Source organism: Nocardia sp. NPDC050710 (assembly GCF_040654375.1).
GTDB lineage: Bacteria > Actinomycetota > Actinomycetes > Mycobacteriales > Mycobacteriaceae > Nocardia.
On record NZ_JBFAHV010000051.1, the window covers coordinates 1 to 11214 of the forward strand.

11 protein-coding genes and 2 tRNA genes are annotated in these 11214 nt (G+C 64.5%); 6 read left to right on the forward strand and 7 right to left on the reverse strand.

The features are described from left to right. From AB0H61_RS38635 to AB0H61_RS38650, 4 genes are all read right to left on the reverse strand, one after another. On the reverse strand, positions 1-3251 hold a 3251-nt coding region (locus AB0H61_RS38635), incomplete at its 3' end, for a condensation domain-containing protein (RefSeq protein WP_357313807.1). A gap of 444 nt (positions 3252-3695) precedes the next feature. Next, positions 3696-4115, reverse strand: a complete 420-nt coding sequence (locus tag AB0H61_RS38640; RefSeq protein ID WP_357313809.1) for a hypothetical protein — start codon at positions 4113-4115, stop codon at positions 3696-3698. Between the two features lie 20 nt (positions 4116-4135). Further along, entirely contained in the window at positions 4136-4594 is a 459-nt protein-coding gene (locus tag AB0H61_RS38645; RefSeq protein ID WP_357313812.1) for a hypothetical protein, read from the reverse strand. Positions 4595-4863: 269 nt separating this feature from the next. Further along, positions 4864-5463 (reverse strand): histidine phosphatase family protein, encoded by a 600-nt coding sequence (locus tag AB0H61_RS38650; RefSeq protein WP_357313830.1) that lies wholly within the window; start codon positions 5461-5463, stop codon positions 4864-4866. A 180-nt stretch (positions 5464-5643) separates the two neighbouring features. Between AB0H61_RS38650 and AB0H61_RS38655 the strand changes: the two genes are divergently transcribed. The 3 genes from AB0H61_RS38655 to AB0H61_RS38665 all read left to right on the forward strand — a co-directional run bounded on the left by AB0H61_RS38655 (position 5644) and on the right by AB0H61_RS38665 (position 7354). Beyond that, a complete protein-coding gene (locus tag AB0H61_RS38655; protein ID WP_357313815.1) occupies positions 5644-6069 on the forward strand; it encodes a GNAT family N-acetyltransferase in 426 nt (141 codons plus the stop codon). Positions 6070-6249: 180 nt separating this feature from the next. After that, a complete protein-coding gene (locus AB0H61_RS38660; protein WP_357313818.1) occupies positions 6250-6648 on the forward strand; it encodes a DUF4870 domain-containing protein in 399 nt (132 codons plus the stop codon). Positions 6649-6808: 160 nt separating this feature from the next. Further along, a complete protein-coding gene (locus AB0H61_RS38665; protein WP_357313833.1) occupies positions 6809-7354 on the forward strand; it encodes a MarR family winged helix-turn-helix transcriptional regulator in 546 nt (181 codons plus the stop codon). A gap of 320 nt (positions 7355-7674) precedes the next feature. Here AB0H61_RS38665 and AB0H61_RS38670 read toward each other — a convergent pair whose 3' ends face one another. The 3 genes from AB0H61_RS38670 to AB0H61_RS38680 all read right to left on the reverse strand — a co-directional run bounded on the left by AB0H61_RS38670 (position 7675) and on the right by AB0H61_RS38680 (position 8915). Further along, positions 7675-8097, reverse strand: coding sequence for a hypothetical protein (locus AB0H61_RS38670; protein WP_357313820.1), 423 nt, complete (start codon positions 8095-8097; stop codon positions 7675-7677). A 279-nt stretch (positions 8098-8376) separates the two neighbouring features. Then, positions 8377-8461: transfer RNA gene (locus tag AB0H61_RS38675), tRNA-Leu, on the reverse strand. Between the two features lie 97 nt (positions 8462-8558). Next, positions 8559-8915 carry a helix-turn-helix domain-containing protein gene (locus tag AB0H61_RS38680; protein WP_357313822.1) on the reverse strand — a complete coding sequence of 119 codons (357 nt, stop codon included), beginning with the start codon at positions 8913-8915 and terminating at the stop codon, positions 8559-8561. Between the two features lie 144 nt (positions 8916-9059). Here AB0H61_RS38680 and AB0H61_RS38685 point away from each other — a divergent pair, with 144 nt between their 5' ends. The 3 genes from AB0H61_RS38685 to AB0H61_RS38695 all read left to right on the forward strand — a co-directional run bounded on the left by AB0H61_RS38685 (position 9060) and on the right by AB0H61_RS38695 (position 11098). After that, positions 9060-9929, forward strand: coding sequence for an NAD(P)-binding domain-containing protein (locus AB0H61_RS38685; RefSeq protein WP_357313825.1), 870 nt, complete (start codon positions 9060-9062; stop codon positions 9927-9929). Between the two features lie 155 nt (positions 9930-10084). Beyond that, positions 10085-10172, forward strand: a tRNA-Leu gene (locus AB0H61_RS38690). Positions 10173-10510: 338 nt separating this feature from the next. Beyond that, complete coding sequence (locus AB0H61_RS38695) at positions 10511-11098, forward strand: hypothetical protein (RefSeq protein ID WP_357313827.1); 588 nt, start codon at positions 10511-10513, stop codon at positions 11096-11098. Positions 11099-11214: the final 116 nt, after the last annotated feature.

Sequence of the window (11214 nt, forward strand, 5' to 3'; positions counted from 1 at the left end):
CGGTGGTGGTATCCACGGGCGAGGAGATCACCCGCGAGGTACAACTCACCGGCCACCCCAACCGGAACCGGTTGCAGCCGCTGATCCAACACCCATGCCGAGGCACCGCGGATCGGCCTGCCGATCGTGACCAACTCACCCGCTGCCAGCGGGGCGCTCAGCGTCGCGGAGATGGTGGTTTCGGTTGGTCCGTATTCGTTGAGCACGATACGGTCGCCGCCCCAGCGTTGGACCAACTCGCTGCCGTAGTCCTCGCCGCCGACCATCAGATACTTCAGATCCGGTAGTGGCCAGCGGGTGTCGTCGATGGTGGACAGTGCCGATGGTGTGATGAGGAGGTGGCTGATGTGTTCGCGGTCGAGTAGTGCGGCGAGTTCATCCCCGCCGTAGACGTCATTGGGTGCGATGACCATGGCCGCGCCAGCGGGCAGCGGCAACAGCAACTCGAGGACCGACACATCGAAGCTCGGTGAAGCCAGATGTAGCGCGCGGGAGCCGGGTTCGATACCCATGGCAGCCCGGTGCTCTGCGGCGCAGTTGCCCAGTCCGCGGTGGGTGACCGCGACACCCTTGGGCAGCCCGGTCGATCCGGAGGTGTAGATGACATAGGCGATATCGTCGATCCGCAACGGACGAACCCGGTCGCTGTCGGTGACGGGCCGACTGTCGTCGGTGTTGGGCCGGTCGCCGGACGCGTCGAGATCGTCCGATATCAGCCACTCCATACTGTCGGGTAGTTGTGGGCGTACCGCTGTCACGGTCAGGCCGATGGCCGCGTTCGAATCGGTCATCATGTGGGTGATGCGCTCGGCGGGATAGGTCGGGTCGACCGGCAGGAAGGCGGCCCCCGATTTCGCGACGGCCCACACCGCGAGCACCGAGTCCGTCGAACGTGGGATGCTGATCGCGACAACGTCTTCCGGTCCGATGCCACGTCGGATGAGCTGCCGTGCCAACCGGCTGGAGCGTTCATCCAGCTCCCGATAACTCAGCTGTTGTTCGTCGCACACGATCGCGGTGGCGTCGGGATCGAATGCGACTGCTGCCGTCAGTAGGTCGGCCAGCGTGGTCGATGGTGCCGGGGGCGCGCCGGACCGGGTCAGCAGATCGGCTCGCTCGGCAGGATCGAGTACATCGATCGCCCCGACCGGAACGGTTGGATCGACGGCTATCGATTCGAGGATCCGAATCCACCGGTACGCAAGAGAATCGATCGTTGCGGCATCGAACAGGCCGGTGGCGTAGGTGACCGCGACAGTCACATCGCCGCTGTCGGCCGACACCAGGAACCGCAGGTCGAAGTGAGACGCCTCGTCGGACAGATCGACCACCGGCGGCTCGGGATCGGGCGCCGGATTCCGCAACGCCAACATCACCTGAAACAGCGGATGCCGGGACCGAGACCACTGCGGGACGAGTTCGTCCACCATCTGCTCGAACGGAACATCGGCATGTTGGAAGGCGTCCAGATCGGCTTGTTCGACGCGATCGAGCAGGTCGGCGAAGGATTCATCGAGATCGATCTCGGTCCGCAGTACCACGGTATCGGCGAACTCGTCGGCGACATCGTCGAGCGCGGCCACAGCGCGCCCGGTGGCCGGTGTGCTGATCGGAATGTCGGTGGTGCCGCTCAACCGGGCGAGCAGGACCGCCACTGTGCCATGTATCGCCGTGAACAGCGAGGAATTATGTTGCCGCGCATACCGTTCCAATGCCGCAATCAGATCGGCGCGCAACGGGTAGCTCGCAGTGGCACCTACGTTCGACGGTACCGCAGACCGCGGCCGGTCGAATGGCAGACGAAGCTCCCCGGGCAGGTCCGCGAGCGTGGCCCGCCAGAACGCCAGGTTCGCACGGCGGCGCTTGATCCGGGCGCCGTCGCGGGCGCTTTCGGGGTGAACCTGGTCGAGTGCAGTGTCCGGCGCGGCGGCGAACGCGTCGAGGAACTCCATGAATCTGGTGCAATGCGCCGAGAGTTCGGAGTCGGTATAGAGGTTGGGATTGGCCAGGAAGTGCAGGATCGTCCGCGGCGGGTCTCCGGTTTGATACAGGTCGATCAGCAGATCGTCGACCGGCCCCGAGCTGAGGATATGAAACTCCCCGGACACCGATCCGAGCCGGAAGTCCTGGTGGAAGAACATGACATTCACCACCGGGCCCGCGAAGCGCCGCTGTCCGCCGTGGTATCCGGCGGCGGCACGAATGTCGGTCAGGCCGCACCGCTGGTGCCGCAATGCCCCGACCAGATCGGACTGCACCCGCCGCGTCAGTGTCGCCACGGTGTCGCCCGAATCGAGGGTGAGCGGAAGGGGTGCGACATTGACGAACATCCCGCCGGACCGTCGCAGTACCGCGTTCGTGCGCCCCGATACGGGAATGTTGACTATGACGTCGTCTCGGCCGGTCATGCGGGCCAGATAGCAGCCGAATGCGGCGATCACCACCGCGGCCGGGCTCGCGTTCAACGCTTTCGCGGCATGCTCGATCCGCTGCACCATCATCGGCGAAAGTTCGGCCTTCGCGACCGTACTGTCCGCGCGGGCGGGTGCATGCCCGGTGACCAGACTGGACTCGTCGCCGGCGTCGGCGAGCTTGTTCAGCCAATATTCCTGATCGTCGGTGAACCGCTTCGACTCCCGATAGCTGCGGTCGGCCTCGTACAGCGCGGGCACATCGGCCGCCCGGTACGGCTCTGCGGTCCGGCCCTGCACCGCCGCCGCGTACAGCGCCGCGATGCGGTTCAGGTTCATCATTCCGGCATAGCCGTCCATCGCGACGTGGTGGATTCGGCTGTACAGCAGGTAATGCTGGTCCCCGACCTGCACAACCGCCGATCCGAACAAGCGGTCCCGCGTCATGTCGAGCGGCTTGGTGTAGTCCCGACGCATCCACTCCAAGCCCGCCGCGATGGGATCCGGTTCGCCGCGCATATCCATCACCGTCGTCGGCGACTCGAGCGACGGGTCGAACACCTGGTACGGCTCGCCGTCGACCTCTACCAGCCGCAGGTATCCGGACTGGAGCTCGTGGCCTGCTCGAATCGATGCTTCGCGTAGCAGATCGACGTCGAGATCTCCACGCAACTCGATGTACTGTGCCTCGGATATCGGCACATCCGGACTCAATTTCTGTGCCAGCCACAACCCCCGCTGCCCGGCCGACAGCGGCACTCGCGGTATTGCTGACACGCCCGGCTCGGTATCTTCGCTCCATCCCTGCTCGGGATGGAGCTGTGTCGGCGGAACGGTCATTGATTGAACTTTCCTCTATCCCGACCACGGCCAGTCTAAGCTGGATAGTTCGTGTATGTATAGCCCGATTCCGAAGTCGTGCCGTGAAATTATCTTCGAATTCGGAAGGGTGGCGAGCGGTGATCTTGATCCACCCCTCGATAGCATCTATGCATCAGACGGCATAATGTAACGTGGTGCAGCGCATAGGCCTTCGGCCCCGGCTCGAATGACCACAAAATATATAAATCCATGGAATCGCAATGTCGAGATGCGCAATTCGGTATAAATTCTGCCAAGTTGTTAACATGCGATAGTTGCATTGCGATTATGTGCGGTTTGTCCGAAATTGGTGAATCGGTCCGCTATGTATTTGCCACACTCATGTGCCACCGATGCGGCGGCGTTAGGTCAGCTGCCGGGTGCATGCCCCGGATCTCCATCGCGATGTGCGTCGGTGGACCACTACACCCGGCGCAGTATGACGGCGCGATCGGCGGCGAGCGCGTCCAGCAGCTCTTGGCGCGTCGAGGAGCACCGGCCTGGCCCGGTGGCGTCGTAGCTGCCGGTGACCGCGACCACTCGCCCGTCCGCGAGCGCGGCGGTGGCGAGCGCTCGCACCTCGCCGGTGTCGCCGTTGTCCGCCACCTCGCCGAGCGAGGTGGCGGTGACGGGATCCCACATCCGGACGATGCCGTTGTGGCCGCCGGTGACCGCAACGGTTCGCCCGCCCGGAAGTGTCGCGGTTGCGACCGAAAGCACTCCGTCGGGGTGGATCAATGGCGAGCTGAGTGGGATGCCGGTGGCGAGGTCCCATGCTCGTACGGTCTCGTAGTCACCTACGGTGACTATCACCCGCCCGTCCGGCCAGTGAGCGGTGGCCACCACCTCCACGTCGGGCTCGGCTATTCAGTGCGGTGGTGGTGAGGTCCCACACCCGCACGATGCTGTCGTAGCCGCCGGTGACCGCGACGACTCGCCCACCTGGAAGGGTGGCGGTGGCCAAGGGCGAGCGCGACCACCCCGTTGGTGTGGCCGGTCAACGGCCCGCCAATCGGAGTCGCGGTGGCGAGGTCCCACCCCCGCACGGTGCTGTCGTAGCCACGGGTGACCGCGACGAGTCGCTTGTCCGGAAGGATGGCGGTGGCGACAGCCAACACTGGTCCGGTGTGACCGGTCATAGGCGGGCCGACCGCCGCACCGGTGGTCAGGTCCCACACCCGTACCGTGTTGTCGTTGCCACCGGCGACGGCGGACGGCCTGCCCGCGGGGCATGGTCGCGCTGGCCAAACCAGCACCTCATGGGCGGCGTCGGTCACCAGGCGGCAGACCGGATTGCCGGTGGTCAGGTCCCATACCTGCATCGTCTTGTAACCGTTGGTGGTGACCGCGACGGCTCGCGGACGCCTTTCTCCAGTGCCGCAATGCTTTTGTGGACGCCGCGGCGCAGGAGTTGGTTTCGGGCCGACGGCACGTTCGGTGTCGGTGAGGGTGCGCTCGGAGGGATCGCCTCACCGAGTCGCCCTGTCTGGGCGTAGGTGCGGGCGAGGTTGTTGCGGCAGATCAGTGTGATCGGGTCATCGCGGCATTACAGTGTGTCCTGCCACGATGATCGGGACTTCCGGTGGGCCAGTTATGTGGGCCAGGATCGGCAGTGCCAGGATTTGGAGTTCCGCTCGACGAGAAACGGCACAGCATGCGGCAAAGGAATACCCCAAACCCGCGCGCCGAGACCGCAAAGCTGCGCGAACGTCACACTCATGCTCGCCACATGACCGACGAGCACAACAGACTCACCATCATGGTCCCGCGCGATCTGCTCCAAGGCGGTAGTCATCCGAGCCAATACCTCTGATCCCGATTCACCGTCTGCTACTCGTCGCTCGAGTTGCTGGTCGACTATCCAACTCCGCAACACCGCAGCGGTCTGCTGCCGGACACCAGGATCGGCGGCGGCCTCGGCCGCGCCAATCCCGACCTCGGCCAACTCGGGTAACGTCACAATGTCGATCTTGCGGCCTACCAGCAGGGCTGCGGCGGTTTGCTGCGTGCGTAGCGCAGTGCTGCAATAGACGCTGGTGATCGGCTCGTCGCCCAGCGCGCGGGCTGCTGACGCGGCCTGGCGGAACCCGCGGGATGTCAACGGTGACATCGGCACTACTCCGGCTACACCCGCGACAACATTTTCCGATTCGGCGTGACGCAGACACCATATCCGCGCGTAGACATTCATGAAGCCATCCTGCCCAGCCCAGTTGGAGCAGACATCGCCGCGGATCGACCACACCTGTAATGGCGCGAACCGGACGGTCCGGAACTTGAAGCTTGTTGGGCAACTTGTGATCTCGTGTCGCGACCGCACCTTCGTCGACGGCCCTCGCGGGGGGTTGTCCAGCCCGGTCAGCGTCTACCCATGGTTCGTTTCCATTCGGCCCAGGTGGATGACCGAGGTGTTGTCGAACTTCTCTCGACCGCCGCGGGCGGTCAGTCCGGACGGCCGGAGGCAGTCATGCGCCGCTACCGCGACGACCCCACGGTCGCGCTCATCGCCGCGACCGTCGCCGATCGGATGGTGGGCGTTGTCGGTTACGAAGCCCACGACGACCGAATCGTCCCGCTGCACATCGCCACCCACACCGCCCACCGCCGCCGTGGCATCGCAAGACAACTGCTGACCGTCGTCGCAAGCCGACGCCCGGGCCGGGTCTCGGTCGCCGAAACCGACCGCGAAATCGTGGGCTTCTACATAGCCCTTGGTTACACCGCGACATCCTTGGGCCAGACGGATCCAGGCGTCGAGCGGTTCTCGGTCTGCTTGCGGCCGGACAGCGCTCAGTAACATCGCGGAGCCTGGCATCGGCGAGTTCGAGGCCGAACATCCGGTGGTGCCGCGATGCCGCGCTGATCGAACTGGCCGGCGCGGGGCAGGCGACCTTCAGGTGGCTACGGCCCGCGACCTGTGGGTTCGTGCTGAAACCTGGGATCGGTAGGTGGCGCCCGCGGCATCTACTCTTACCCCATGACATCTTCTCAACCTCCCACGAACCAACCGCAGTCCGCTGGCTTGGACAAAAAGACCAGCGCGATCCTGTCGTACGCACTGGGGTGGCTCACCGGAATCATCTTCCTATTCGTGGGAAAGAACGATCCCGATGTGAAATTCCATGCCTCGCAATCGATCGTCTTCTTCGGGGCGGTCTCGGTGGTCAATATCGTTCTGAGCATCGTCGGCTCGCTCCTCGGAGTCCTGGGGATCATCTTCAGCCTTGCCGGACTCGCAGTCGCGGTCTTCGCGGTCGTCGTCTGGATCATGGCCATGGTCCAGGCGAACAACACCGGCGGTGTCCGCGCGGAGCTTCCCATTGTCGGAAAATTCACCGCCCCCTATGCCGACCGGTTGGCCAACTCGGTCAAGTAGCGGCATATTCGAAGTCCCCAGCTGGACTTCGTCACCGACGATGCTGTCGGCACCCCTGCCGGCGGCCAGATGCGACAATCCGAAGATCAACGGCCCGAGGCTATCTCGGGCCGTTGGCGGCCACCCTCGATTCGGCGGGCTGTCCCATCGAGATACCCCAATGCCCGGTGCTGCTCACCGTGAACAGGTAGCGACGAGTGAAGACCGCTGGTTCACCCCGGCACGTCAGCCCAACTCCTCCGGATCCCGATTCCCTACCTACCACACCCAGCCTGGCTCAGCTGATCAATCGAGCCTCCCGCGCATTCGCTCGCGACGGCGACATCGCACTCAAACCACTCGGCCTCCGCTACGCCCAGGTGCCGGTGATCGCGCTGCTGCACGACGGCAAGGAACTCACCCGGAAGAGCTCGCGGAGGCCACCGGTATGGAGCAACCGTCCATGGCACAGTTGCTCGCCCGCATGGACCGCGACGGGCTCGTTCGTCGCACACCCAACCCCCATGACGCGCGCAGCCAGACGATCGCGTTGACCTCGGCAACCGACACGCGATTAACCGATGCGCACGACCGCCTTGCCGCTCTCGACCGCCGGGCCGTCGCGGGTTTCACCGCCGAGGAGATCGACACGTTGAAGCACCTACTGACCCGCGTTGGTGACAACCTCGACCGAAGAAGAGATGCCGCCACAGACCCGGCTCAGTAGCCGGGGGTAGGCCAACGTCCGCTCATGTAGCCGCATACCGCCATCTGTCGGCGGCCCATTTCTGTAGTGGGGTCGCCATGGCGGCCAGATAGCTCCCCGCTAAGTGGCCGCCAGTGGGGAATTCCAACTGGCCGCCGACAGACACGAGCCCCGACGACGACCTGTTGATCCGAATCCGCGCGATCGGTGTTACCGGTGGCGGCCGGTTACCCAACGCTGGAAGTACGTGCAGCTGTGGGCGGCTGGTACCGGCCCTGTCGTGTGTCCATCCATAGCTCCACAGGAATGGACCTGTGGCCGGTCATGAGTGCCGGCCGCGTTCACCGATCGAAGCCGCGGAAAACACCGTCGTCGTCGACGCTGTTGGCGTAGTCCTCGAAGTCCATGTTGGAGAGGAAGAAGTTGACCTCGACCTCGGCCATCGCGATCGGCGCGATCCGGAACACCGGGTCGCCGTCCCCTCGGACGTCCTCGTCGCTGGTATCGACCGCCAGCAGTGGGTGCTCGGGGTCGGTCATCGTGGTGGTGTCGGCGAGGAACACATAGGTCTGGCCATCAACCAGATCACCTAGGTCGGCGGGGGTCAGCCCGTCGAAGGTCACGTCGTCGACGGGTGTCAGCTCTGTCATCGTGTCTTCGTCGTAGGACGCGATGACAGCCGCGAGGGTTTGGGCCCAGGCCGCGTCGTCGGTGAAGTCCGTACGCACCAGAAGCGATTCGCCCTGGGGCAGAGATCGTGCCATACACCCGATTGTGCACTACGGCAGCCGAACACCACGCGCCACCAACATCACGTCAAAATTCACACTCATCGACCTCATCGACACCTGGCTCGCGGAGATGTTCGAACCCGTACGAGTCGAACACACACTCACCCAACTCGAAGCCGCCCAACCCGACGCGATGGCGACACCGAACCTGCTGCAACGCTCGATCACCGAATGCGACCGCGAACTCGCCAAACACCGCGCCGCCCTGGAAGCCGGTGCCGACCCTGCGACCACAGGTTGGCCTACTGACTGTGTCCGGAGGGGGACTTGAACCCCCACGCCCGATAAAGGGCACTAGCACCTCAAGCTAGCGCGTCTGCCATTCCGCCACCCGGACCGGTGGATGTGTTCTCTTGTCTCACAGGCGACTTCGTGGTGCGTCACCCGCGATGTGGAATCTTAGACGGAGTTCGGCCCGGAAAGCCAATCGCGGGTCAGGCGGTGATGTGGACGCGGGCGGCGCCGATGCGGTCGATGCGATCACGGCCCCAGGCGCCGAGCGGTCGCAGGGCGGTGTTGAGGGCCGCGCCGAGTTCGGTGAGTTCGTATTCCACGCGCGGCGGGATCTCGGGGAAGACCTCCCGGGTGACGATGCCATCCTCTTCGAGCTCGCGCAGCTGCTGGATGAGCATCTTCTCGGAGACGCCGGGCAGCCCGCGGCGGAGTTCACCGAAGCGGCGCACGCCGTTCTCCTCCAGCTCCCAGAGGATGAGGGCCTTCCACTTGCCGCCGACCACATCCATCGCCGCGTCGATACCACAAAAATATGGCCCGGATCTCTTTTCACCCATCGCACGACCTCGCTGCCTGTTCACACACCAATTGGTAAGTACCCGACCAAATAGTAGGTACTTGTCGGGTTCCACGGCAAAGAGCAACCTGGGTTTCAGCGCGCTGACCACGAAGTTCTCGAAACCCAAAGGAGTTGACTCACAATGGCGACGACCCAGCACACCTCGGTGACGGTCCTCGGACTCGGCGCGATGGGCAAGGAGTTGGCGGCAGCCTTCTCCAAGGGCGGCCACCCGACGACGGTGTGGAACCGGACCCCCGGCAGGGATACCGAACTGATCGCGGCGGGCGCCACGGGTGCGGCCTCGATCGCGGAGGCCGTCGAGGCGAGCGAGCTCATCGTCGCGGTGCTGCTCGACCACGCCTCGGTGCACGAGACACTCGATCCGGTCGTCGATCGGCTGGCGGGTCGATCGCTGGTCAATCTCACCAGCACATCCCCGGAGCAGTCCAGGGAACTCGCGGCGTGGGCGACACGCCACGGCATCGAGTACCTCGACGGCGGGATCATGGCGGTGCCCTCGATGATCGGGAAGCCCGGCGCATCAATCCTCTACAGCGGCTCCGAGTCGGTGTTCGACAACAACCGTCCCGCGCTCGAATTGCTAGCCGCGGCAGACTATTTCGGCGAGGACGCGGGACTGGGCGCGACCTACGATTTCGCGCTGCTCGCCAATATGTACCTGATGTTCGCCGGGTTCATGCATGGTGCGGCGATGATGCGTTCGGCGGGTATTTCGGCGAGCGCCTTCGCTGAGCGGGCGGTCCCATGGATCACCGCGATGGCCCAGGGCTTGCCGGAATACGGCCGGGTGATCGACTCGGGCGAATACACCACCGACGTACAGCACCTGTCCTTCCAGAAGGCGGCGTTGGACGCCATCGTCCAGGCCAGCCGTGACGCCGGAGTCGCGCTGGATGTGATCGGCCCGGTCAAGAACCTCATCGACCGCCAGGTGGCCGACGGCCACGGCGCCCTCGCCTTCGAGCGGACCTTCGAAGAGCTGCGCTGACCAATCGGCAGCCCGGGGTCGGTGCCCGTTATCGCCGCCGACCCCGGCCATCCAGCAAACGCCCGGCCGACCCGGCAGAAACCCGCGGCAACGTGCGGTTTGTACCGCGATTTGGTCTCGGCCGCCACATCCGTTAACCTTGCTGAGCATCACCGGTCCGGGTGGCGGAATGGCAGACGCGCTAGCTTGAGGTGCTAGTGCCCTTTATCGGGCGTGGGGGTTCAAGTCCCCCTCCGGACACCAGCGAAGGTCCCGGCAACACCAGTTGCCGGGACCTTTCGTATGCGGAGGTGGAAAGCCTGAGAGAGGCCCGCTTCGTCGGATCGCTCGCCCGCTTTGCCTGGGGCCGGGATGTCCCGATGAGCTTGCGGATCTCCGTCCCTGTTAGCCGCAAAATCGGGGCAGGTTTTGTAGCTCTGTTTGTGCTGCTTTCTCGGCTTGGGCAGTGTTTGCTTCCGGACTCTGCCGAACTGATGCCGACTCGATCAATCTGATGCCGCGAGGTTGCGCAGGGAAGTTGTGGCGTCCCAGTCGTGGGGGCATTTGAAACGGTCGTCATGCGTACACGCTTCAATGTCGGCATGACGGATATCGACGCGGCCGCAGCCCGGCCCACGGCGGAGTGGTTGGAATCGTGCGTCGGGGCGGATTCGGTATGGCGCCCGGCGGAACTTCCCGAGGGGTTGCGGCACGAGGAAAGCCGAAGGTTTCTCTCGACGATCGGGTACCCGGCGGTGTCCCTGGGTGCCGTCCGCTTCGACTCCTCAGACCTGCCTGCACAAGGTTTGTGGGAGGAGGACCCCGATGAGCTGTTCGGTCGCCGTGAGCCCGATGATGACTCCACTCCGGTGAAGTACTGCTACGGATTCGGCGTCTACGGCAACGACTACACCTTGATGCTCGATGGCGAGCTCGGTGTCGTGGACGTTTATGACCCGAGCGGGTGGGACCACGGTGACGGCTACCGCGGCCGCGCCTTCGACTCGCTCGCCGAGTTGGCCGGGGCGGTGGGCATGTTGACCCGGTACCTCGCCCGGTTGAAGGACGGTGAGGAACCGGCCACGGTCCTACGCGAGCTGAGCGAATCGGTGACGATGTACAGCTGGGCGGAGTCCGGTTTCTGGATCAGCGCATTCGAGCACCTCGAGGACGAGCATGGGGTGGCCTGAAAGCGAGCAATGATCAGAACTTGTGGGTGCGACGCGATGTCGCGTGTGTGAGTGAACTCGTGGGTAGGAGGTCAGTGATGCCGGTCGCGTAGTTCTCGGTTGGTGTTCGTGACCGA